Raw genomic sequence first — 22,948 nt, 5'->3', positions numbered from 1 at the left:
GAGACCCCCCTAAAACACAATTGAGAGCTTAATGTTAATCGATACTGCTTGTTTAAGAGTTTGATAGATTGGTGATCGCTCTAGCGTATTTCTCCATAAATCCTCAAGGACCGCTTCCGTTTCAGGTGATGATACATAAAACGTCCCCGTGATCTGCTCGAGTTTCGGACTGCCTTCATCATCTAATTCCATATGATACAAGACGTTATCCAATCCACCCTTTAATGAAAGCTCAAGATTATCAATCTCAAGATTACGCTTTGATGCCTGCGCTTTAAAACCAACTGTCAAACAAGAGGCAAGTGAGGCGAGTAGATAATCAATCGCACTTGGTGCATTGACCTTCGGACTAAAATCAGCCGGCTGCCCCGCTAAAAAAGTATGGTTTCTAGAATGGACCTTTGCAGAGAGCTCTTTTTCTCCCCGAACCCGGACACTCCATTGATAGCCTTTTGCTGCTTGTAAATCCTGCTCTAATTCTAATTGTACGGAACCTTTTCTGATAAAATACCGTGTCGTATTTTCGCCTGGTTCTGAACCAAGAAATTCATGATTGACCATTCGGCACCATGCCGGCAGGTCCTCAGCAACAGTTCTCTCCCTGCTCCTGACTTCAAGGATTTCCCCATCCAACAATGGGTCCATAGCTTTTTTAATAATCAATAGCAGGCCCGAACCGCAATCTAAGTCTCCGCCATCACAGACTCCATGAGGTTTTTCCATGTTAGTCACCTGATTTTAGTACGTAATCGAAGCTGCACCTTGGCTGAGGAACTCAACTAATTTTGCTCCGCCAACAATCGTTGCACCTTCTACTAGATTTTCTTCATCCAACTCGCGCTTTTTATAGCATGGGCTGCACACCCAAAGAATTCCTCCAGCTTCGACAAATTGGTCCATTAGCTGCTTTAACGGAGCAAATCCTACTTCGTGAATGTCATCAGCATACCCTTTTGAGGCAAGGTAAGCACCTTCAACATTTAAGAAAATAACCGTTTCTTGCCCTGAAGCCACAGCTGCGTTCGCAACTACAAACCCAACCGTTGCTTTGTCAGGATCGTTCTTCGCATTTGTTAAACTTACTAAAAATTTGCCAGCCATTTTTCATTCCTCCATTATTTTCATATTTATGTAAAAGGTTGTAATTAACCTTTTTCAATATAGTAATGACTTGTTTTGCCAAAATCTCTCCGCTCAATAAGTCTATGCTGCTGCATTCTGCACCATGCCGGCAGGTCCTCCCTTGCACCGGGGTCATAGGAGATAACTTCAATCATTTGACATTTGTCCATCTTTTTCATGGTGAGGAAAAGATTCATAATCAATTCTCCACAGCCAGTCGGACCAGCATCATATCGGAAATCTGGTTTATATGACATCACTTCCACTCCAATCAGTAAATATGTCATAAACATTTCAATTTGGTAGCACACTTCCATTATAAAAAAGTGGTACGCTTAAATAAATTCAATTTATCTATTCTACCAATCACTATTAATCGAATATATGAATATAAAAGGAGAAGATTCTGATGGATTTGCACCAACTCTTCGTTTTTACCAAGGTGGTTGAACATAAGAGCTTTTCTAAGGCAGCAGAAGATATTTTTTTAAGTCAATCAACCGTAAGCTCTCACATTCATGGATTGGAAAAAACGCTGGGCTTGAAGCTGTTTGACCGCGTTGGCAGGGAAAGCATTCTGACACCACAAGGAGAACGGTTATATCAATGGGCACTTAAACTATTACTAATCAAAGATCAGGCAATACTCGATTTGACAGAGGGGATGGCCGAGCTTCGGGGCATCATTCGAATTGCCGCAAGTTCTGTTCCTGGACAGTTTATGCTCCCAAAGATGGTTAAACAATTTAGAGAGCAGTATCCAGAAGCACTGTTTCGTATTAACCAGTCTTCTTCAAAAATTGTTGCAGAAAAGGTACTTCATGGTTCTGTTGATATTGGGATTTTAGGCGAAAAATACGTAGATGATAAACTTCTCTATCTTCCATTGTTAAAAGAAAAGTTAGTGCTGATTACTTCGAATCAGGTTGATTTATCCGAGGGGAACGTCAACATCGAAGATATTCTTCAGTACCCTTTTGTGATGCGGAACTCTGATTCAGGAACAAATGCTATTTTGGAAAAATTCTTAAAAAAAAATAATATTGCAAAGGACAAATTAAATGTTATTTCATACATCGAGGATGGCCAGAGTTTAATTCAGTTTGTGATGCAGGATGTCGGAATTTCAATTGTTTCGGAAATAGCCGCAAGAGAATATGCCGCTAAGGACATGCTTCGGATGTATGATATAAATAGTTTCAATGATGAAAGATTCTTTTATCTGGTTTACAACATTAATAAAACCCAGTCGCTGCTTTCAAAATTATTTATTGATAGTGCGAGAGATTTATTTTAGGTTTGTTTAATTTCTTGGCGCAGGTAACGCTATAAGCGACCGAGGACTCCCGGTTTTCTCGTGTTCGGTCGCCTATAACAGCTATTTTCCGTTTTACTGCAATTAATCAAGGCTTTAGAATCACTTTTATGCAATCTTCCATTTTCGTATCAAACACTTCATAGCCATGCTTTGCTTGAGCCAATGGTAATACATGAGTAATGATATCCCCGGGGTCGACTTTTCCTTCATTAATTTGGTTATAAAGAAACGGCATATATGGGATAACTGGTGCCTGGCCTGTCTTAAGTTCAACGTTACGGTTGAAAATATCCCCTAAAGGAAAGGCATTGTACCTGCCCGCATATACCCCTGTTAGGATGAGGAGCTGCGTGCTATTCTTTCAGCTGATGTCACCACAGGTACCCAACATATCCAGCAGTTACAGCAGTTTTTGACAGAGCGGAGGGAAGCGGAATGAATCAATTGATTCAAAACCTAATGGGCATGGGCGGGATGACCGACCAGGTGATTGCCACTGATTTCCTCATTTCAGCTAAGGCTGGTGTCCATAATTATGCTGTTGCGATAACGGAAACCGCTACACCCGAATTGAAGGCAGCATTGAGAGCACAATTAAATGATGCGATTGCGACACATGAAAGAATCACCAACTACATGATTGCTAATGGCTACTATCATCCTCATGATTTAAGCGAGCAGTTGGAAGATGATCTCACGGTGTCAGGCACCGCTCTGGATCTTGCAGAAAAAAGCTAAGAGGGAGAACAATAGAAGTTCCCCCTTTTAGCTATGAATACTCATTTCTTTTAACTTATTTTTATCTATTTTTCCCACGTGGGTTTTTGGCAGTTCCGCTAAGCGAATGAACTGTTTTGGAATTTTGTATCGGCCCAGTTTTGATTCACAATACATTTTTAATTCCTCATCTGGTATGGTGCAGGATTGCTTTAAAGTAATGAATGCGGCAACCATTTCGCCCCATCTTTCATCAGGCAGCCCTAGGACTGCCACTTCGTCAATCGCCGGGTGTGAGGCCAGCCACTGCTCTACTTCAAGTGGATATACATTTTCTCCGCCCGTAATAATCATCTCTTTTTTCCGGCCGACAATATAATAGAAGCCCTGTTCATCCCTTTTCGCTAAATCCCCCGTATGAATCCAGCCATCCTTCCACGTTTCCTCTGTTGCTTGTTCGCGGTTCCAATAAAACGAAAAGGCATGCTTCCCTTTTATTAACAGTTCACCGACCTCATTGGTATCCGTCTCGCAGCCATCTGTTTTAACTAGTTTTATTGAATTAAACAGCATTGGTTTGCCGACAGATCCACGTTTCATTTGGGCATCTTCCGGACTAATATAAAAATTGTTCGGCCCCGCCTCTGTGAGACCGTACCCTTCTTTAAAAGCTAACCGCTTTTTCTGAAAGGCCTCGTAGATATGCATCGGGCATGGTGCTGCCCCCGATAAAAAAATCTTCATAAAAGGGAAGTCACTATTTTGAAATTCGTCTGTTTGAATAAGCATATGATACATCGTTGGAACGAGGAGAATCGTTGTGCAGCGATAGCGATTCAATGATTCCACCGCTTTTTTTCCTGAAAACAGCTCGCCTATGACAACTGTTCCGCCAATCATCAAGACGGGAATGGTCAAGGCATTTAGTCCCCCGGTATGAAACATCGGCATATAGTTTACTGTCACATCATCCTCTGTTAAACTCCAGCTTACGATTGTGTTAATCGCATTCCAGAGAATGGATTGGTGGCTTAATACAACTCCTTTTGGTTTCCCTGTCGTTCCGCCAGTATAAATCATCGCCAGCGGATCAGTTTCAGCGATTTCCTCTTGAGGTAAATCCCCTATTGGAAACGTGACTAGCTCTTCGTAACTGGGATCCCCTATAAAAAAGGTAGCTGTATTCGTTAGATGTGGAGAGATAGATTCGAACTCTTGATGGACTCCGATTAAAACAGGTGTACAATCCGCCAATATCTCGTTTATTTCATGCAATGATAAGCGCCGATTAAGCGGAACGAAGATGGCGCCAATTTTCCCGCAGGCAAACAATAAATCAAAATAGCTAATATGGTTTGGCGATAGTAGGGCTACTCGATCGCCTTTTTTTACGCCCCGTGTATGAAGCCAGCTTGCAGTTGAGTTTGCCCGCTTATTCAATTCTGTAAATGTCCAAGCATTGTTTGTCTTTTCATCTATAATGGCATCCTTATTTGGCGATAATCGTGCCCGATTTTCCAGCCAATCCAGTTCCCAGTTCACCGGCCAATCGCTCCTTCACTACTAGATGGAACTATCTTACTCATTTTTAGTTACAGGGCAGTTACAGGGGATTGCATTGAGGAGGTAGTTGCTGTTTGAACTGGATTTTCTATAAATATTGATTGTTAATCAACAAATATTAGTAGTGATTCTACAAATAACGGGGACCATTCAACAATTTTGGGTAGGGATTCAACAAGATACAAAGGACATTCAACAAATACAGGTCCATTCAACAAATTTGGAGCTTCTTTCTACAAATTTCTGCCGGCATTCAACAAATTTTAAGCCTCTTTCTACAAAATTCAATGGATATTCAACAAAGCCCCAAAATTAAACCCAACAAATTAAAAAAACGACCCCAAAAAGGTCGCTTCCAACATTACATCATAATCCCGCCATCCACAAGGAGCACGGTTCCGTTCACGTAATTCGATTCATCCGAAGCCAGGAATAAATAAGCATTCGCAATATCCTTCGGCTTGCCTAATCGCGCGAGCGGGACCATCTGCAGCATTTGTGCCATCACTTTTTCTGGCACCTTTGCCGTCATCCCTGTTTCGATAAATCCCGGGGCAACTGCGTTGACGTTAATCCCTTTCCGCCCAAGCTCCTTCGCCCACGTTTTCGTCATCCCAATAACGCCGGCTTTTGTGGCTGCATAATTCGTTTGTCCGACATTACCATAGACTCCGGAGACAGATGATGTGTTAATAATTCTCCCACTGCCATTCGCAATCATCGCTGGCAATACAGCCTGTGTACAGTGAAAAACACCCGTTAGATTGACATCAAGTACTGCTTGAAAATCTTCAACTGATAGCTTTGACAGCATCGCATCTCTCGTTATTCCGGCATTATTAATCAGGATATCAATTTTTCCATAGGCTGCTAAAACCTTTTCGACCATTTCATCTACACTCTGGCGGTCTGCTACATTTACTTGAAAAAAAGTAACATCATAGCCTTGCTGCCGCAGCTCACGAGCCCGTTCTTCGCCTTGCTCCACATTGAAATCTGCCATCGCCACCTTCGCACCTTCCCGTGCAAATACCTCGGCAGCGGTTAAGCCGATACCGCCCGCCGCCCCTGTTATAATGGCTACTTTATCTTGTAATCGCATTTCTTACTCCTCCAAAAATTGTGTCATCGCCTTCAATAATTGCGGTAAATCATCCACTAATGGTGAATGCCCGCAATTCTTTAATTCTACAAATTTAGCTTTTTCTCCTAGGTCCTCTACAAGTTCTTTCGTCATCTCTTTTAAAATCACCATATCGCGGTCCCCTTGCAATACAAGAACAGGGACATCAATTAAATCTACTTCGCCATTCCCCCCGACAAGCCCATTATGGTGACGGCTAATATTAAAGGTATTATTGGCATGATGTACCTCAGCCAAATTCCTTTGTGTTCTCATATCTTGAACATACTCATCATAAAGTTCAGGAGCTGGCTGTTTATCCGTATAAATAACGGCATTCCAAATCAATTTCAATAAGTCTACATTATTCGTGTCATAGGCTGTCTGCACAGGAATCGTCCGAATCAAATCCTGTTTAATCTCTTCATGTAAGGCAAACCGCCGCGGCTCATCCGCTTCATTTATTCTTCCATCGAATGGATAACCACGAGTCGATTCCGATGCTAATAAAATCAGCTTATTACAATAGCCCGGGTAATCAGCAGCAAATTGCATCGCTACTGCTCCGCCCGTTGACCAGCCCACTACAGCGAAATCCTTCAATCCAATTTCATCAACAAACAGTTTCACATCATCAGAAAAGTCTTTAATCGACATGACTAGATTGTTATAGCTGGAACCGCCAAAGCCGCGCAAATCAACTGCATAAAGCTTATATTTCTCATCCATATTGTCAAGCACCAAATCCCAATGCTTCGACGATGTCATATTTCCATGAATTAATAAAACCTTTACCTCGCCGCCTTCTCTCTCCCTATAAGCCAATGTTTCTCCATTTGGCAAAGACACTTCCTTCATTGAAACGTTACCCATTTCAATCACCCTTCCCCCATTTAATTGTGGTTGCTCCCCAAGCGTAGCCAATTCCGGCACTGACAAAAACGACAACGTCACCATTCTTGATTTTTCCTTCTTTCAAGGCAAGCTCCAAGGACAAAATCTGATCGATTTGTCCGATATGTCCATAGTCTTCAAGATAAATAGACTGTTCTTCGGACAAGCCTAGTTCCTTTAATACATATTCATGGGCCGATTTTTTCATGTGTAGAATCGCCAAGTAGGAAAGATCGGCTTCACTATAGCCGCTTTTTCGTAATGACTCGCGAATCACCTTTAAAAAATTGTCCATCGACTTTTGTTCCAGACGCTGCTTCATGCCTTCTGGATCAAGAACATCGAGCTTATTGAGGCGCTGTTCAATTGCCTCAACGGAAATCGGGTTCTTCGTACCGCCGGAGACCACCACAACATCCTCTGAAAAAGAACCGTCTGTGATTAGTTCAGTTTCTAATAGAAGGTTTTCGTTATGCCCCTTTCGTAAAAGAAGCGCGCCGCCCCCGGCACCCAGATTAAACATAAACCGGGTTCTCGGATTCTCGTAATCAATGAAATCAACATTGCGATACCCACCCGCGAGCAAAACGGTTCGAATCCCAGGGTCAGCAATCATCAAACTTTTGGCCACTTTTAACGCCATAACAGTCGTCCCGCATCTTAACGCCACATCAAATGCCCAAGCATTTAACGCACCCACTTCTTCCTGCAGTTTAATTCCGGCCGTCCAAAGCGGGTACTCCTTATGTTCTTCGCCAATATAAATAACGAGATCAATCTCCAATGGGTCAATCCCCGCCTTGGCAATCGCCTTTTTTGCCGCGGTAATTCCCATTTCACATGTATGGTCATCGGGACCTGGGATATGCTTTTTCCTGATTCCCATTTTCTTTTCGACAACAGGTGCAGGGATACCTGCCAGTTCTGCAATCTCTTTACCAGTCAAAAATTCCTCTGGTAAATAAATACCTGTGCTCAGAATGCCAATTTGCAACACAATCACCTTCTCCCCTACGCTTCCTCTGCCATTTCCTGCATGAATTCCATCGCTCCCTCAATCGACTCAAACAACGTCTCCCGCTCTTCTTGGACATGTGTTACCTTTATTCTCCATTGTTTTTTCCCTGTTTCCTTTTCAATAGCGGCAAGTTGAAAACGAACAACAAAGGAAGCAATTTGATTGATTTCCACGTGTCTCCCCCTCTATCCCGCTATCTTTTCTTCCTTTTTAACAGCAGGTTGTTGTTTTCGTTTCCAAGAAAGTGTACTTAACGTCCCGACAATGCCTCTAGGGAAAAACATCACGACCAAAATATAAATAATGCCAAAGAAGATAATCCAGCGCTCAAAAATCCAATGCTCTTTCGCCAGTTCCGTCAGCCAATGGTGGGCAAACTCGATTAGACCTGCGCCAATGATGGCACCGATTAATGTTCCCACGCCGCCAATGATTGTCATTAATAATGCATCCAAGGTAATATCCATTGCAAACACACTTGTGTTCACAAAGCGGAGCGAAATCGCATATAAGATTCCCGCAATTCCTGCTAATACGCCGGACATCACACTTGCAGCAATTTTATAATGGAGCACTTGAAACCCTAATGATTCCGTTCGTTGTTCATTTTCCCTGATTGCTTGAAGCACTCTGCCAAGCGGGGAATTGGTAAACCGCTTCAGGATAAGAAATACCGCAACCATGACAACTAAACAAAGCAGGTAAAAATTAGTCCGGTCAATAAACAGTTCCGGGACGCGAAACGTGAAGCCATCATTCCCATAGGTCATCGTCCGCCACTTTTCCGCTAAGACAAGAAAAAGGCCTGATAACGATAAGGTTAACATCGCATAGAAATGACTTTTTAAACGAAGTGTAAGCAAGCCAACAAGGAAGCTAACGAAACCAGTAAGAACAATGGTCGTCAGTACCGCCAAAAGGAAAACCGTTAGCGTTGGTTCAAACCGCTTCATAAAAATCCCCATCGAATACGCGCCAATGCCAAAAAACATCGCATGCCCGAAGGAAACAATTCCGGTAAAGCCCAACAACAAGTCATAACTCATCGCGAAGATTGAAAAAACGAACACCTGTGTCAATAAAATCAATAAGTTTCGCGATTCGTAAACGAACGGCAAAAGGAGCAGAAAAGCTGCAACAACTAAAATGATGGCCGTCATTCGATTTCCTTGAATCAATCGCATGTTCTCACCCCTTTGCCCCAAATAGACCCTGCGGCCGAATAATTAACACTATCGCCATGAGAAGCATATTTACCGCCAGCGATAGGTCGGGGACATAATACGCCATAAACGAACCGGAAAGCCCTACTAAGATTGCGGCTAACACAGAGCCTTTGAAATTGCCCATCCCTCCGATAACGACGACAATAAAGGCTAAGATGGCGAATTCCATCCCCATACCGGCATGGATTACCCCGGAATAAGGACCGAGCAGCACACCACCAAGCGCAGCCATACCGGCACCAATCATAAATACAAACATAAACACCCTTTGAATATTGATTCCCAGCGCTTGCACCATTTCTTTATTCATCACACCTGCACGGACAACAAGGCCAATCTTTGTTTTTTTAAGTAAAAATTGCACCCCTGCAAAAATGACAAACCCCACTAGAATGATAAATACTCGGTACTTGATGATAATCACGCCGCCGAGTTCCCAGCTGCCCTTTAAATAGTCCGGAGGTGATGCCGTAATTTGATTGGGCCCCCAAATGACTTTCAGCATTTCGGATAAAACAAGCATGAGACCAAGGGTGATTAAAATCTGTTGTACATGGTTGCCGTAAACCGGTTTAATAATCCATTTTTCAGTAATAATTCCGAGCAGAAAACCAGTTAAGATGGCGCCAATGATCCCGATGATAAAGCTACCAGTCTGCGAATAAATCCACAGGCCGCTATAGGCCCCCCAGGCAAATAACCCGCCGTGGGCAAAATTCAGCACATCCATCAAACCGAAAATCAGCGTTAAACCGGCCGCCAATAAAAAGATCAGCATCCCTGTTGCCAGACCATTTAAGGCTAAGTTGATGATTAAATCCACTTAGTTGTCCCTCCTTCCTTATGCAATCCCTAGATATTTTCGTTTCATTTCTTCATTTTCTTTCAATTGCTTCATGGAGCCATGACTCACGGTTCTTCCATCATCAATAATGTAAAATTGATCGCCAATCGTGCTCGCCATCATGAAATTTTGTTCCACTAACACGATAGTGGTTTGGTCTTTCATTTGGATTATCGAGTCCATTACCTTTTCAACTACAATGGGGGCCAGGCCTTTACTTGGCTCATCAATTAACAGCAGTTCATTTTCATTCACATAAGCTCTTGCGATGGAAAGCATTTGTTTTTGCCCGCCGCTTAACAAGCCGCCCGGTTTTTTCCAAAATCTTTTCAAGTCGGGGAACAAATGTAAGATCCAATCCATTCGTTTAGCGGTTTCTTCATCGTCTTTTTGAATCGCCACTCTCATGTTTTCCTCAACCGTTAGTCCGGCAAAAATCCCCTGATCCTCGGGAACATAACCGATGCCCTTTTTGGCAATCGTATAGGTTGGCAGGGACTGAATCGCTTCTCCTTTAAACGTAACGCTCCCTTTCGAGGCCGGCTTCAGCCCCATTATCGTTCGTAATGTTGTTGTTTTTCCGGCTCCATTTCTGCCAAGAAGGACGGTTACTTCCCCTTTTTTCACCTCAAAGGAAACACCTTGGAGAATATGATATTGACCGATATGGGTTTCGACTTTATCAAGTTTTAACAGGTCGTTATTCATCGAGTAGACCTCCTAAATAGGCAGACTGCACTGTCTCGTTTTTCATGATCTCTTCCGGGGTTCCGTCGGCCAAAAGCCTTCCATTAAAAAGAACCATGACCGAATCCGATAAATCGAGAATCATATCCATCTTGTGTTCAATCAGGATAATCGTTCGGTTTCCTTGTTCCTTAATTCGTTTGATCACTTCTAGAATCGCCGGAACTTCCTCAAGCGACATGCCTGCTGTTGGTTCGTCTAATAAAAGAACTTCTGTTTCAAGTGCCAGCAGCATCGCAATTTCAAGCTTCCGCTTTTCGCCATGGGCCAGATTGCTTGCTAGCGAACCCTTTTTATCGTCTAATAGGACAAGCCTGAGCCATTCTAATGCCTTTTCTTCAAATGTTCGATATTTTTTATAATGAAACAGCATCTGATATCGAATTCCTGCCTGCGATTGGACCGCTAATCTTACATTCTCTAATACGGTTAAATTAGGGAATACATTGGTAATTTGAAAAGAACGGCCAATCCCCGCTCTTGTGCGGTTTGTCGGTGAAAATTTCGTGATATCCTTTCCGCGATAATAGATTTTTCCTTGAGTCGGCGTTAATTGGCCGCTTAGGAGATTGAAAAAGGTTGTTTTTCCGGCGCCATTTGGCCCGATGATCGACTTAAAGTGCTTCTCAGGAACAGAAATACTGACAGCATCCACAGCAGTATGACCGCCAAAGGTAATCGATAGATCAGTTGTTTCAATAAGCGAGGACATTCGCTTCACCGCCTTGTAATAGAAATAAGGAAGAGGCTGACCATGTTTTACTCGGTCGAACCCCCGTATTTTTACTTGATATTTTCTTAATTGTTGCGGATTGGCGGCGCCGTTTCATCAGGAGTCAATTCCCTGATCAATACTGGCACTGGGTACGCCACACCATCTTTCTTTTCCAGCTTAATTGCATACAATGCTTGCAGGGCTTGGTGATCTTCCGGACGGTAGGTCATTTTCCCTTTTGGCGTCTCAAAGCTCATGCCTTCCATTGTTTTGATCAGTTTATCCGCATCCGTTTCACCATTCGATTTCTTCAACGCTTCCACAATCGAGATCGCTGCGCTCATCCCGCCAGGGGTAAACAGGTCGGGAACGTCACCGTTAAAGCGCTTCTTATGCTCCTCAACCAGCCAGTCGTTAATTTTATTTTTCGGCAGGTCATGATAATAAACAGTGAAGCCTTCCATCCCAATCAATGGCTCCATTGTCGATAATGCCGCGATATCCGGGGCTCCGGTTGAAATCTTGATTCCTTTTTCCTGCACCTTCATGTCGGCAATCTGCTTCCATGGAGAGTTTGCACCAGCCCAAACAACGAATAAATAATCAGGTTTGGCATCGACGATTTTTTGAATATTTGAAGTGAAATCTGTTGCTGCAGGATCCGCATACTCTTCCTTCACAATTTCAGCGCCAAGTTTTACAGCCGCTTCTTTAAAAGCCGCCACCCCATCACGTCCAAAGGAATAATCCGGTGCAAGCGTGGCAATTTTTACGCCTTTTTTGGCGATTGCTGCAGCGCCGGCAACCGCATCCTGTGAAGAGTTCCGAGCCGAGTGGAAAATATACTTATTAAACTCTGAACCTGTAATACTATCCGCCGCCGCTGGTTCGACAACCATGATCTTTTTATATTCTTCTGCTAATGGGAGAACGGCCAATGTGTCGGCTGAGCTGGACGATCCAACTAGAAAATCAACCTTATCTTCTTCTAATAGCTTCGTCGCTTTTTGCACGGCTACCTCCGGCTTCGTTTCCGTATCTTCAACAATGAATTCAATCTTTCTGCCGGCAGCCTCCATCTTTCCATCTGTTGCATAATCAAGCCCAAGCTCAAAACCTCTTAATGTTTGCTTTCCGTAAGATTCGAGTGCACCAGTTTTAGAAGCAAGGACACCGATTTTAATTGGTTCCTTATTTTCCGTTTTCTTTCCCCCATTGTCCTTCGGCTCCGATGATGATTTGTCAGAGCTGCAAGCACTCGCAAAGATCATCATCAACATAAGCAATCCTACTAATGCCCATTTCCCGCGATACCCCTTCACACTTTTTCCCCCTTAAAATGTTTACTTTAAAACTTGCAAAGCTTTGAGTTTATGATAGGAGTTTGAAGTTACAGGGGAGTTACAAATAAGGAAAACGGAAGCGCCTTGCCGAGGGGCTGGAGCTGGACAATAAAAAACAGCCCTATTTTCTAAGGCTGCTCAATCGGATATAAAATGTTATCTGATTCAATGATCATATGGTACATATGCTTTGTCGGTTCTAATGGGGTTACGCCCAGTTCTTCTTCCAATACCTCTGTGCATTTTTGATACCATTTCATCGCTTGGGGGCGGTTGTTTTTTCGATAGTAACAGTACATTAGTAAGCGATAGGCTTCTTCCCATGTGCGGTCGCGTTCGAGAATTTTTTCACACCAATAAATTGACGCTTCGTAGTTTTCGCGGCGAACCATTAATTGCGCCATTTTCTCAGCACCACGTAAAAAATAAACGAGCAGGCTCTCTCTTTTGCTTATACACCAATCATCATAACGGCGTTCAGGCAAATAGTCGCCTTGATAAAGGGTCAAACCTCTCTCAAGGAAATAAATAACCTTTTCGTCAGCGCTTTCATTTAAGCCGTCTTGGATCAGCGCCTGAAAATGTGTTGTATCCACTTCAATCACGGCTTGTGGATTTACCCCGTAAAACATTCCGTCTCGAATGATGAAGAAGGGGGCCGCTCTTGCTTTCCGCATTGGTTCCAATACTTGCAGAAGACTATTTAAGGCCACCTTGAAATCACGGTCAGCACTTTTTTTATCTTGATAGGGCCAAAGAATTTGTATCATTTCATCTTTGGCAATTGGCTCATTTGTGCTAATGAATAACTGAAATAATTCCTTTGCCTTTTCTCGTTGCCATTCCTTTTCTCCAACCTCTTTCTCACCAAGCCAAAGCCGGAATTGACCAAGTGTTTGAACACGAATGGAGTACCCGGGATGGGAGCCAAATGTGCTAACTCCTAAATTCTGTAAGGTTTTTGTGACAAATGACGTTTGGATTTCCGCTTTCATACATTCAAGTAATAATGGCACAAACAGTTGTAAATCCCTTGGGCCGAAGACAGATCTTTTATGAAAAAAGAATTCGTATTTATGAATTTGCACAAGTGTTAAAAATTCATCGATTGTATGGTTATATAAGTCTTGCTTTTTCTCAAGATAAAAAAGATACGACAACCAAAACTTGCTGAGCATTTGACCAAAGGAATCCTCGCACTGCTTGAATAGGGAATCTGTTTTTTCCAAGTATACAAACGCCTTCGGAAGCCGTTCATTATAAATGCAGGTAATCCCCATGCAAAGCGTGATTAAGGCCGACAGCCAAACATCATGAACCTTTTCTGTCTCTTGAAGTGCCTTCTTTCCCGCCTCCAATGCCCGTTCCAGTTCTCCCCTTGTTCCGTATAAAATACAAAGTCCCATTAACGGTTCGGCCTTCCCTCTGTCAACACCCAGCTGGTCCATGATTTCTAACGCTGTTTGGTAGCAGTTTTCGGCTAAATGGGTTTCATATTTATTTAATATTTGCACAGCGTGACCCATCCGGATCCAGCCGCATGCCTCAACGAACGGAGCCTTATAGCTTATACCTTGTTGAATAGCCTTCTGGGCAAGCTCTTTCGCTTTTACCCCCTCACCAGTAAAGGCTTCTATTAAGGAAAGTAATAAATCAGTTTCACGATGGGCCTGCGGCAGTGTGGTAACTAAAGTACCATTCAACACTTCTTTGTATAGGACTTTCCTTGCTTCGTTAAATCGACCGGTTCTTAAATACAATCTTGCCTCTAAATTTCCATCAAAATTAACGGCATTGGTTTTTTGAATCCATTTTTCAGCCTCTGTTGCTTTTCCTAAGTTTAGTAGATTCTCAGATAGCAATTGATAGAGTTTACCTCTTTCTGCACCTGAACTCTTACATTTTTCCCTGTAGGCAATCGCCTCATATAGAAGCTTTTCGGCATGATGCGGCTGAATCGTATCTAAATAAATCTTCGCTTTCCCTTCCAGTGCCATACTCATTCCAAGAGCATCTTGCTTTTTTTCTGCACCAATAAAGGCCTTTTCATAATAATCCTCGGCCTCTTGGTATTGGGAACGGTAGCGATGAATTTCCGCTTTTAAATACCAAAGAAGGTAGTACGATTCCATCTCCTCTTCTGGAAGAATCGTTAATTGATCATGTAGGCTCGCTAATTTTCCACTTTCAAGCATCCTTAAGCCGTTCTCTTGTAAAATGGAAGCAATCGCTTGATAGTGATTGATTTTTTTATAATGATGAAGTGCCTCCTCCCACAATTGTCTTTTTTCATAAAAACGGGCACATTTTTCGTGGAGGATGGCATAATGATTCGGGTTATTCTTTTGAAAAATATTTTCAAGAAAGTCTTTAAATAAGGCGTGATAACGATAATGGTTCATGCCAACCTTTTGGATAAATAAATTCCGGTCTTTCAATTGCTCAAGCATTCCGGAGGCTCCATGAAGGCCAATGACTTCATCACAGATTTCTTCCTCGATTTCTTCAAAAATCGACGTTTGCTCGAGGAACTGTTGGATCATTGGCGGCTGTTTCGAAAAAACCTCCATCACTAAATACTGAAAAAAATCCTGAAGGGAGTGTGAGGAGTGTTCAAAAAGCTCCGTAATGTCCTTTTTTAGCGGGATTTGCTGGGCAATCATGCATAAGGCGATAACCCAGCCCTCTGTCATCTCGTAAATTGTTTGTAGATGCTTGGGCTCGACTTCTAATCGATAAAGATCGGTTAACAGCAGCTCCATTTCTTCTATTGTAAGAACTAGGTCGTCTCTTGAAATCTCTAATAACTGACCACAGACCTTCATTTTCGTCAGATACTTCCATCCCGGGCGGCTGCGGCTCGAAAGGACGATATGTAAATTGGCGGGGATGTGTTCAAGCAATTTTTCCATCCAGCTATTGATTGTATAAGAATGTTCTATTTGATGAAAGTCATCGAGGATCAAGGTAATCTCGGAATCGATCGCGAGAATTTCATTGATAAAAAGTGAAGATAATACACTCAATTCCTCATCGCGGATATAGCGGTCCATCGTGTCAATATAGGCAGTTAATTCCTCGCCGAAATCAGGTAGAACAGGGCGGATGGAATGGATAATATAGGAGAGAAAAGGAAGGATGTCATCATCCAGCGACGAAATGGAGTACCAGCAGCCCGGGATTTTTTCGTCCTTCATAAAGAGGGCAAGTGCCGTACTTTTTCCATAGCCTGCTCCAGAATGAATGATCGTCAGTGGAAAGTCAGGGATTTTCTTTAGTTTCCTAGTAAGCTGTGCCCTCCTGATAAAGTCCTCCTTCACGGCTGGAATCCGCAGTTTTGTTTGAATAATCGGCAGCTTCAATTCTTAATCCCCCCTCCCCATTTTTGAAATATTTACACTATTTTACCATAAATTAATAGGAAAAGGGCAGCATTTCGCTGCCCTGTTCTCATTTAGTAAACTTCAACTACTTTTACCCTGCTTCCAAAATGGTCGATTTGGAGAGGTTTTACAGTCATTTCAGGAAAAATGGCTTGTAAATCCAGTGATAGCTGCCTTCCCTTTTCTTTTTCAGTAAAGCAAATAACGGTCGGTCCAGCACCACTCAAGGCCGTTCCGAATGCCCCGCTTAATTTAGCGGCACGTTCAATTTCCTGAAACCCCAGGACCAGTGGTTTTCGATAGGGCTGATGGAAAAGGTCTTGTCCCATCATTTTTCCTGCTAATTCCCAGTTTTCACTTAAAAGGGCTGCAACTAAAAGATTCGCCGTCGAAGAGGCTTGGACTGCTTCATTCCGGGAAAATGCTAATGGGAGCACCTCCCGGGAATCCTTTGTCAATAGGGTTTCCGGCGGGATGACCACTGCCATTTCAAAGGGAAGGTTCGTGAACGACAGCATATCTACTTCATTTTGACGATAACAGCCAATAACGAGACCGCCATATAGCGAAGCACCAACATTATCAGGATGGCCCTCCAGTTCTGTTGCCAATAGCAGCTTTTCTTTCTGCGTTAAGTTTAAGTTTCCGACTGCATCCGCAAGCTCAATTCCGGCAACAATAGCGGCTGCACTTGAACCGAGCCCGCGGGCTAACGGAATCTCACTTTCCATTTTCACTTTACAAGGTGATAAAACTCTGTCATATTTTTCGGCAATCTGTAAAGCTATTTGACCGATAAAATGTGTCTCATCCTTTGGAAGCTGTTGGAGTTCATCTGTGACAGACAAGAACTCCCAGCGGTGGCTTACCTCAACCTCTAACGTCAAATACAAATCAAGTGCGACGCCCATGGAATCAAATCCTGGGCCAAGATTGGCTGAGCTGGCCGGGACTTTGATGATGAACCTGTTATTTTGAGGCATGTAAGACAACCCCTCGAATATGTTCTGTCACTGCCTTTTCATCATTAGGTAAATGGGTTGGCTTCACCAAACTGTTTTGGATGGCTGTATCTGGATCCTTCAAGCCATTGCCTGTAAGCACGGCGACAATTTTCGTTCCCTTATTGATTTTTCCATTTAGCAGGCTCTTATAAACCCCTGCGATCGAAGCACAGGAAGCCGGCTCCGCAAACACACCTTCTGATGCGGCCAATTTTTTATAAGCAGCGACAATTTCTTCATCACTGACCTCATCAAACTGGCCATCTGATTCTTGGACAGCGGAAACTGCGAGGTTCCAGCTTGCCGGATTGCCAATCCGAATCGCCGTTGCGATGGTTTCCGGATTTTCAAAAACTCGGTTATGAACGAGGGCTGCAGCACCTGCTGCTTGATAGCCAAACATTCGCGGCAGCCTTGTACCTTTTTTAACGGAAAATTCTTTGAATCCCTTCCAATAAGCACTGATATTTCCGGCATTTCCAACCGGTATCGCTAATATATCAGGAGCGTCGCCAAGCTGGTCGCACACCTCAAAGGCTGCTGTTTTTTGTCCTTCCAACCGGAACGGATTTACTGAATTTACAAGGGTAATCGGTTCCACTTCACTAATTGTACGAACCATTTTCAACGCTTCGTCAAAATTTCCTTCAATCGAAATAATTTCCGCTCCATACATCATCGCTTGGGCAAGCTTGCCAAGGGCGATTTTCCCTTCAGGAATGACGATAATACAGTTTAAGCCTGCCCGTGCCGCGTAAGCAGCAGCGGCAGCAGAAGTGTTGCCAGTTGAGGCACAAATGACCGTTTTACTGCCTTCTTCCACTGCCTTGGCAACAGCCATGACCATTCCCCGGTCTTTAAAGGATCCAGTCGGATTCGCCCCTTCCATTTTCACATAAAGCTCGACATCCCATTCTTGTGAAAGTCGTTCGAGCTTTATTAATGGGGTATTGCCCTCATTCAGTGTAAGCTTTGGAGTCTGCTGGTTGACTGGTAAATACTCTTTATAGGCTTCTAGCAATCCAGGCCATCTCATAACGATTTCCTCACCACTCTATACGCACTTTTTACTTCCTTCACTGCCTTTAAATCATATAACTCTAGTAAAATTTTATCGTAATTGGTTAGCGAAGCTTTGTGCGTAACTAAGACGATTTCCGATGTTTCATTTTTCTTAATTGGCAGCTGAAGTATTTTTTCAAAGCTTACGCCATATTTGGCAAAAATGGCGGTAATATCCGCAAAAACGCCAACCTCATCCTGCACGTGGATCCGCAAAAAATATTTAGAGAACTGTTCTTCATTATCCTTTAACAACTTAGGATATTGCGGTGTGACAGCGCTGCGGCCATTTACACCCAATCTTAGATTTTTCATAACGCCAACCAGGTCGGAAACAACTGCTGTTGCTGTCGGCAGACTGCCGGCCCCAGGACCGTAAAACATCGTTTCCCCGACTGCCTCACCATAGACGTAAACCGCATTGTATTCGTTTTGCACGGAGGCAAGCGGATGATTATTAGACAAAAAGGTAGGCGCGACACTAACCTCGACTTTTTCACCTTCACGATGAGCATAGCCGATTAGTTTCATGGTATAGCCTAATTGTTTTCCATACCGTAAGTCTTCTTCGGTAATGCTCGAAATACCACTTACCTTCACATCATCTAAATCAATGTGCATCGAAAAACCTAATGTCGCCAGTATCGTCATTTTGCGGGCGGCATCTAAACCCTCGACATCTGAAGTTGGATCCGCTTCGGCAAATCCAAGATCCTGGGCTTCTTTCAGGACTTCATCATAGGAGCGGCCTTCATCACTCATTTTTGTTAAGATATAATTCGTTGTTCCATTTACAATTCCCATCATTTGAGTAATGCGATCGGATGCTAACCCATCAACAAGGCCTCGTAAGATGGGAATACCTCCGGCCACACTTGCTTCATAAAAGAGGTCACAGCCATGCTCGGAGGCAACCGTTAACAGCTCTGAACCGTGCAGGGCCATCAAATCCTTATTCGCAGTTACTACATGCTTTCCTTGCCGGAGTGCACTAATCAAATAGTCTTTTGTTTCCTCAACTCCGCCCATTACCTCGATAACCACATCTATTTCTTTAGCTCGCAGAATTTCGTCGGCATTTGCTGTTAATAACCCGGTTTCGATTTCAACCGGTCTATCCTTATGTAAATCCTGAACAAGGATTTTTTTGATGACAACCGGACAACCCACTTGGTGGATTAATTTATCCTGGTGATTTTTGATAATTTTGACAACTCCTGAACCAACTGTGCCTAAACCTAATAACCCAATTGAGATGGCTTTCACTCGTTTCCCCTCCTGCATTTGTCCACCTGTGGCGCACAAATGTTTTTCTGTTGTAGACATTATATGATTCTCTGAATATTTTTACAATAGCTTTGTTTTCATCAAATACTATGTAATCGCTTACTATTGCGTCGTAACTGGAATACTATTTCGATGTAGATTTTTTCACTTTTTAAAATGAAATTTTTTCTGCTTTATCCCTTTACAATACTGAAGGTATCGTTGTAGAATAGTCCCTATATTTAGTTAATTTTTGAAATTTCAATCAAATCGGATTATGATATGGATGAAAAGTGATGATGAAGACGGCATTAAGGAAATGCTTCAGAGAGCCGGTGGCTGCTGCGAACCGGTGCAATTTCTTAAAGAAAAGCGGAAGCGCCCGTTTAGCGACGTATGGACTGGAGCGGTCCGACCGAGATAAAGGAAACACGAAGAGCGTTAGCGCATTCGTGCTTGACTTATCGTAGGGAGGAACGCGAAGTACACTAGTCGCTGGGCGCTGAAGCTAGACAGTAATCAGAGTTCAGAGATATAGATTCTGATTACATACAGCCCAGCCCTTCTGAACTGGCAGCTGAACGCTTGAAGTAGGCATGCCCGGTTAAAACCGTTATTTTGTTGAGGCTGCACGTAATTTTCTTGCGGCAAAAGAGGGTGGCACCACGCGTTTATTCACGTCCCTCATAACAGGATTATTCTGCCTGTTATGAGGGACGTTTTCTATTTTAAGAGCAAAAGTTCCAACCTTCGGCGCTAATACCAGACAAAAATTTGAAAGGATGATTTCAATGTTACTTGATCAGCAATACTTGTTCGCCCCTGGTCCAACACCGATTCCTGATCGCGTGAAAGCGGCGATGAATCAGCCAATGATTGCCCACCGCAGCCAAGAATTCCCTAAATTACTTGAAGATGTAGCTACCCGCCTTATGCCTGTGTTTGGTTCGGAAAATCCTGTTACCGTGCTCTCTGGAAGCGGCACTTCTGCATTAGAAGCAGCGGCCGCTAATGTGATTGAAGAAAATGATGTGGTCGTGGTAGTGGTTGCCGGGGCTTTCGGTGACCGGTTTGCCTCGATTTGCGAAACCTTTGGCGCTAATGTCCACCGCCTTAACATTGAATGGGGAGCAGCGTGTACACCGGAACAGCTGGAGGAGTGCTTGCAGTCGATTCCAAAAGAGATAAAAGCTGTTTTTGTTACTTATTGCGAAACGTCTACAGGAGTCCTTAATCCGATAAAAGCTTTAGGCGAGGTTGTAAAGCGATTCACCAACGCCCTATATATTGTTGATGGAGTTAGCTGTATCGGCGCCGTCCCAGTGGATATGAAAGAATGGAAAATCGATATTCTCGTTTCCGGCTCACAAAAAGCGCTCATGCTCCCGCCTGGACTAGCGTTTGTAGCGATGAATGATGAGGCGAGAGCGGTGATTCGCAACTGTAAGGCGAAACGGTTTTATCTCGATTTAAATCGCTATCTAGCATCCTATGAAACTGACAAATCTACACCATTTACACCTGCTGTGTCACTCATTTACGGTGCCCAAGAGGTTTGCCGCATGTTTGAAGAAGAAGGTTTCGAAAATGTGATTAAACGGCATTTGCTTTTAAAAGAGATGGTTCGGGAAGGCTTAAGAGCGATTGAGGTTCCACTATTAACATCTGATGAAGATGCCTCGCCAACAGTTACGGCTGTAAGAACAATTGATGGACCGTCTAAACAAATCAAAAAATTGCTTAAGGATAAATTTGCGATTACGGTTGGCGGCGGCCAAAAAAAATTGAAGGGTGAAATTTTCCGAATCGGCCACATGGGGTATTGTACGCCGTTCGATGTCATAAAAGTATTAGGAAGCATTGAAATGACCTTGAAATTTTTAGAAGGAAAAGATGTGTTAGGTATTGCGGTGAAAAGAGCTGAGGAGGTTTGGATGGAACATGTATAAAGTACTGGTAACCGACGGAATTAGCCATACAGGTTTGGTCAGTTTAATTGAACATCCGCATTTTATTGTTGAAAGGCAGCCGACTCTTCCTGTTGCAGAGTTGAAAAAAATTATTGGCGATTACGACGCCCTGATCGTAAGAAGTCAAACAAAGGTTACCGCCGAATTGCTGGAAGCTGCAGGCAGGCTCCGGGTCATTGCCCGAGCAGGTGTGGGTGTCGATAATATCGATGTTAATGCGGCAACCCGCAAAGGGATCATCGTTATTAATGCACCGGGCGCTAATACGATTGCCGCTACCGAGCATACTTTGGCGATGATGCTGTCGTTAGCGCGAAAAATTCCCCAAGCCCATCAAAAAACAGCAGCTGGTGAATGGGACCGCAACTCCTTTAAAGGGGTGGAGTTGTATAAGAAAACGCTTGGTGTGATCGGGATGGGTAAGATTGGGACGGAGGTTGCCAAACGTGCCAAGAGCTTCGGCATGAACATATTAGGGTTTGACCCATACTTAACTGAGGAGCGGGCGAAAAAATTAGGATTCACAAAAGCAAGTCTTGATTTAATCGCAGCGGAATCCGATTTTATTACGATTCATACTCCGCTAACCAATGATACACGCGGACTTGTGAATGATGATTATTTGCGAAAAACGAAAAAAGGCGTCCGTTTTGTCAATTGTGCCCGCGGCGGGGTGATTGACGAGAAAGCGTTGGTTAGAGCAATTAAGGCTGGGCATGTAGCAGGGGCCGCACTAGATGTGTTTGAAAAAGAACCGGTTGCGGATGTAGAATTGCTGCAAAACCCAAATATCATTGTGACGCCGCATCTTGGAGCTTCTACTGTCGAAGCACAGGAAAAAGTCGCCCAAGAGGTAAGTGCGGAAATTATTGAGATTTTTGAAACACAGTCGATTCAGAATGCAGTCAATATGCCGCAAATGTCCGGGGAAACTCAAGCAAAGCTCCAGCCCTATTTACTGCTTAGCGATCAAATGGGCCAGCTCGTGATTCAGTTGTTAAATAAGCAGGCCCCTACTAAAATTGAAATCAATTATTATGGTGATTTAATTGATGAGGATACGGAATTGCTAACACGGACGCTGTTGAAAGGCGTACTATCCTACCATTTAAGTGATTCTGTCAATCTGATCAATGCGCTGCATCTGTTGAAGGAGCAGGGTGTTTCCTATAATGTCGTGAAAAATGCGACTAATAAAGGCTTTGCTAATTATATGGAGCTTTGTGTTTCTAATGGTCTGGAAACAGCCCGGATTGGTGCCACCGTCTTAAATGGTTACGGCGCGCGGATTTTAAAAATCAACCAATACCGGATTGATGTAAAGCCGGAAAAATATCTGTTATATATTAAACACCGCGATGTACCGGGAATGATTGGCAAGGTCGGATCGTTGTTAGGCGATTATGGGATAAATATTGGTACGATGCAGGTTGGGCGGACCGAGGTTGGCGGAGAGGCCATTATGGTGTTAACACTCGATAAAACCATGGGATCGAATGTCATTCGTGAACTAATGTTAATTGATGGGCTGGACGAAGCACAATTATTGGAGTTAACCAATGTGGATTCGTTTGAACCTGGGCGTGTGGAGCCGGAGAAAGTGGAGAGCGTTTAGTTTGTTCAAGTGAACGAG

General features: G+C 43.3%; 22 protein-coding genes and 1 pseudogene. 5 read left to right on the top strand and 18 right to left on the bottom strand.

Annotated elements, in window-relative coordinates:
- Positions 1-9 precede the first annotated feature (9 nt).
- Genes AA980_RS09775 through AA980_RS09765 form a run of 3 tightly spaced genes read right to left on the bottom strand, consistent with a single transcriptional unit; the run spans position 10 to position 1,379 of the window.
- Positions 10-723 (bottom strand): sulfurtransferase TusA family protein, encoded by a 714-nt coding sequence (locus AA980_RS09775; RefSeq protein WP_024029314.1) that lies wholly within the window; start codon positions 721-723, stop codon positions 10-12.
- A gap of 15 nt (positions 724-738) precedes the next feature.
- A complete protein-coding gene (locus AA980_RS09770; protein WP_024029315.1) occupies positions 739-1,101 on the bottom strand; it encodes a DsrE family protein in 363 nt (120 codons plus the stop codon).
- Positions 1,102-1,145: 44 nt separating this feature from the next.
- Positions 1,146-1,379 carry a sulfurtransferase TusA family protein gene (locus tag AA980_RS09765; protein WP_024029316.1) on the bottom strand — a complete coding sequence of 78 codons (234 nt, stop codon included), beginning with the start codon at positions 1,377-1,379 and terminating at the stop codon, positions 1,146-1,148.
- A 152-nt stretch (positions 1,380-1,531) separates the two neighbouring features.
- Between AA980_RS09765 and AA980_RS09760 the strand changes: the two genes are divergently transcribed.
- The gene (locus AA980_RS09760; RefSeq protein WP_024029317.1) at positions 1,532-2,419 is read left to right on the top strand and encodes a selenium metabolism-associated LysR family transcriptional regulator; all 888 of its coding nucleotides are present in this window, start codon (positions 1,532-1,534) and stop codon (positions 2,417-2,419) included.
- Positions 2,420-2,525: 106 nt separating this feature from the next.
- On the opposite strand, the pseudogene AA980_RS27780 reads toward AA980_RS09760, so the two are convergent.
- A pseudogene (locus tag AA980_RS27780) lies at positions 2,526-2,777 on the bottom strand (glutathione-dependent formaldehyde dehydrogenase); the annotation flags it as partial.
- 98 nt (positions 2,778-2,875) lie between these two features.
- Between AA980_RS27780 and AA980_RS09755 the strand changes: the two are divergent.
- Positions 2,876-3,178 carry a spore coat protein gene (locus AA980_RS09755; protein WP_024029319.1) on the top strand — a complete coding sequence of 101 codons (303 nt, stop codon included), beginning with the start codon at positions 2,876-2,878 and terminating at the stop codon, positions 3,176-3,178.
- 27 nt (positions 3,179-3,205) lie between these two features.
- On the opposite strand, the gene AA980_RS09750 is transcribed toward AA980_RS09755, so the two are convergent.
- The 14 genes from AA980_RS09750 to AA980_RS09680 all read right to left on the bottom strand — a co-directional run bounded on the left by AA980_RS09750 (position 3,206) and on the right by AA980_RS09680 (position 19,345).
- A complete protein-coding gene (locus AA980_RS09750; protein WP_024029320.1) occupies positions 3,206-4,699 on the bottom strand; it encodes an acyl-CoA synthetase in 1,494 nt (497 codons plus the stop codon).
- Positions 4,700-5,081: 382 nt separating this feature from the next.
- Positions 5,082-5,822 (bottom strand): 3-oxoacyl-ACP reductase FabG, encoded by a 741-nt coding sequence (fabG, locus tag AA980_RS09740; protein ID WP_024029321.1) that lies wholly within the window; start codon positions 5,820-5,822, stop codon positions 5,082-5,084.
- 3 nt (positions 5,823-5,825) lie between these two features.
- Entirely contained in the window at positions 5,826-6,716 is an 891-nt protein-coding gene (gene phaZ, locus AA980_RS09735) for an intracellular short-chain-length polyhydroxyalkanoate depolymerase (RefSeq protein ID WP_034724402.1), read from the bottom strand.
- A gap of 1 nt (position 6,717) precedes the next feature.
- Complete coding sequence (locus AA980_RS09730) at positions 6,718-7,731, bottom strand: 3-oxoacyl-ACP synthase (protein WP_034724404.1); 1,014 nt, start codon at positions 7,729-7,731, stop codon at positions 6,718-6,720.
- A gap of 17 nt (positions 7,732-7,748) precedes the next feature.
- The gene (locus AA980_RS09725; RefSeq protein WP_034724396.1) at positions 7,749-7,928 is read right to left on the bottom strand and encodes a hypothetical protein; all 180 of its coding nucleotides are present in this window, start codon (positions 7,926-7,928) and stop codon (positions 7,749-7,751) included.
- A gap of 12 nt (positions 7,929-7,940) precedes the next feature.
- Positions 7,941-8,939 (bottom strand): branched-chain amino acid ABC transporter permease, encoded by a 999-nt coding sequence (locus tag AA980_RS09720; RefSeq protein WP_024029324.1) that lies wholly within the window; start codon positions 8,937-8,939, stop codon positions 7,941-7,943.
- Positions 8,940-8,943: 4 nt separating this feature from the next.
- Positions 8,944-9,804, bottom strand: coding sequence for a branched-chain amino acid ABC transporter permease (locus AA980_RS09715; protein ID WP_024029325.1), 861 nt, complete (start codon positions 9,802-9,804; stop codon positions 8,944-8,946).
- 18 nt (positions 9,805-9,822) lie between these two features.
- On the bottom strand, positions 9,823-10,533 hold the full coding sequence (locus AA980_RS09710; RefSeq protein ID WP_024029326.1) for an ABC transporter ATP-binding protein: 711 nt from the start codon (positions 10,531-10,533) through the stop codon (positions 9,823-9,825).
- The gene (locus AA980_RS09705) at positions 10,526-11,284 is read right to left on the bottom strand and encodes an ABC transporter ATP-binding protein (RefSeq protein WP_024029327.1); all 759 of its coding nucleotides are present in this window, start codon (positions 11,282-11,284) and stop codon (positions 10,526-10,528) included. Before AA980_RS09705 ends, AA980_RS09710 begins: the two co-directional genes overlap by 8 nt.
- Positions 11,285-11,370: 86 nt before the next feature.
- Complete coding sequence (locus AA980_RS09700; protein ID WP_047771517.1) at positions 11,371-12,567, bottom strand: substrate-binding domain-containing protein; 1,197 nt, start codon at positions 12,565-12,567, stop codon at positions 11,371-11,373.
- A gap of 191 nt (positions 12,568-12,758) precedes the next feature.
- The gene (locus tag AA980_RS09695; protein ID WP_024029329.1) at positions 12,759-15,992 is read right to left on the bottom strand and encodes a BTAD domain-containing putative transcriptional regulator; all 3,234 of its coding nucleotides are present in this window, start codon (positions 15,990-15,992) and stop codon (positions 12,759-12,761) included.
- A 92-nt stretch (positions 15,993-16,084) separates the two neighbouring features.
- On the bottom strand, positions 16,085-16,996 hold the full coding sequence (thrB, locus tag AA980_RS09690) for a homoserine kinase (RefSeq protein WP_024029330.1): 912 nt from the start codon (positions 16,994-16,996) through the stop codon (positions 16,085-16,087).
- On the bottom strand, positions 16,983-18,053 hold the full coding sequence (gene thrC, locus AA980_RS09685) for a threonine synthase (RefSeq protein ID WP_024029331.1): 1,071 nt from the start codon (positions 18,051-18,053) through the stop codon (positions 16,983-16,985). Before thrC ends, thrB begins: the two co-directional genes overlap by 14 nt.
- Complete coding sequence (locus AA980_RS09680) at positions 18,050-19,345, bottom strand: homoserine dehydrogenase (protein WP_024029332.1); 1,296 nt, start codon at positions 19,343-19,345, stop codon at positions 18,050-18,052. The genes thrC and AA980_RS09680 overlap by 4 nt, the downstream gene beginning before the upstream one ends.
- Positions 19,346-19,631: 286 nt before the next feature.
- Here AA980_RS09680 and AA980_RS27205 point away from each other — a divergent pair, with 286 nt between their 5' ends.
- From AA980_RS27205 to serA, 3 genes are all read left to right on the top strand, one after another.
- The gene (locus AA980_RS27205) at positions 19,632-19,769 is read left to right on the top strand and encodes a hypothetical protein (RefSeq protein ID WP_156351195.1); all 138 of its coding nucleotides are present in this window, start codon (positions 19,632-19,634) and stop codon (positions 19,767-19,769) included.
- Positions 19,770-20,136: 367 nt separating this feature from the next.
- Positions 20,137-21,294, top strand: a complete 1,158-nt coding sequence (locus tag AA980_RS09675) for a pyridoxal-phosphate-dependent aminotransferase family protein (RefSeq protein WP_024029333.1) — start codon at positions 20,137-20,139, stop codon at positions 21,292-21,294.
- Positions 21,287-22,930: a phosphoglycerate dehydrogenase gene (gene serA, locus AA980_RS09670; RefSeq protein WP_024029334.1), complete on the top strand. Its 1,644-nt coding sequence runs from the start codon at positions 21,287-21,289 to the stop codon at positions 22,928-22,930. Before AA980_RS09675 ends, serA begins: the two co-directional genes overlap by 8 nt.
- Positions 22,931-22,948 lie beyond the last annotated feature (18 nt).

Origin of the sequence: Neobacillus vireti, assembly GCF_001026695.1 — a bacterium.
GTDB classification, from domain to species: domain Bacteria; phylum Bacillota; class Bacilli; order Bacillales; family Cytobacillaceae; genus Neobacillus; species Neobacillus vireti.
This window is presented reverse-complemented; position numbering and strand designations above follow the sequence as displayed.

Excerpts from the sequence above, each read along its gene's own strand:
- AA980_RS09775 (WP_024029314.1), bottom strand. The coding sequence starts at position 723 with ATGGAAAAACCTCATGGAGTCTGTGATGGCGGAGACTTAGATTGCGGT.
- AA980_RS09770 (WP_024029315.1), bottom strand. The coding sequence starts at position 1,101 with ATGGCTGGCAAATTTTTAGTAAGTTTAACAAATGCGAAGAACGATCCT.
- AA980_RS09765 (WP_024029316.1), bottom strand. The coding sequence starts at position 1,379 with ATGTCATATAAACCAGATTTCCGATATGATGCTGGTCCGACTGGCTGT.
- AA980_RS09760 (WP_024029317.1), top strand. The coding sequence starts at position 1,532 with ATGGATTTGCACCAACTCTTCGTTTTTACCAAGGTGGTTGAACATAAG.
- AA980_RS09755 (WP_024029319.1), top strand. The coding sequence starts at position 2,876 with ATGAATCAATTGATTCAAAACCTAATGGGCATGGGCGGGATGACCGAC.
- fabG (WP_024029321.1), bottom strand. The coding sequence starts at position 5,822 with ATGCGATTACAAGATAAAGTAGCCATTATAACAGGGGCGGCGGGCGGT.
- phaZ (WP_034724402.1), bottom strand. The coding sequence starts at position 6,716 with ATGGGTAACGTTTCAATGAAGGAAGTGTCTTTGCCAAATGGAGAAACA.
- AA980_RS09720 (WP_024029324.1), bottom strand. The coding sequence starts at position 8,939 with ATGCGATTGATTCAAGGAAATCGAATGACGGCCATCATTTTAGTTGTT.
- AA980_RS09710 (WP_024029326.1), bottom strand. The coding sequence starts at position 10,533 with ATGAATAACGACCTGTTAAAACTTGATAAAGTCGAAACCCATATCGGT.
- AA980_RS09705 (WP_024029327.1), bottom strand. The coding sequence starts at position 11,284 with ATGTCCTCGCTTATTGAAACAACTGATCTATCGATTACCTTTGGCGGT.
- AA980_RS09700 (WP_047771517.1), bottom strand. The coding sequence starts at position 12,567 with ATGTTGATGATGATCTTTGCGAGTGCTTGCAGCTCTGACAAATCATCA.
- thrB (WP_024029330.1), bottom strand. The coding sequence starts at position 16,996 with ATGCCTCAAAATAACAGGTTCATCATCAAAGTCCCGGCCAGCTCAGCC.
- thrC (WP_024029331.1), bottom strand. The coding sequence starts at position 18,053 with ATGAGATGGCCTGGATTGCTAGAAGCCTATAAAGAGTATTTACCAGTC.
- AA980_RS27205 (WP_156351195.1), top strand. The coding sequence starts at position 19,632 with ATGAAAAGTGATGATGAAGACGGCATTAAGGAAATGCTTCAGAGAGCC.
- AA980_RS09675 (WP_024029333.1), top strand. The coding sequence starts at position 20,137 with ATGTTACTTGATCAGCAATACTTGTTCGCCCCTGGTCCAACACCGATT.
- serA (WP_024029334.1), top strand. The coding sequence starts at position 21,287 with ATGTATAAAGTACTGGTAACCGACGGAATTAGCCATACAGGTTTGGTC.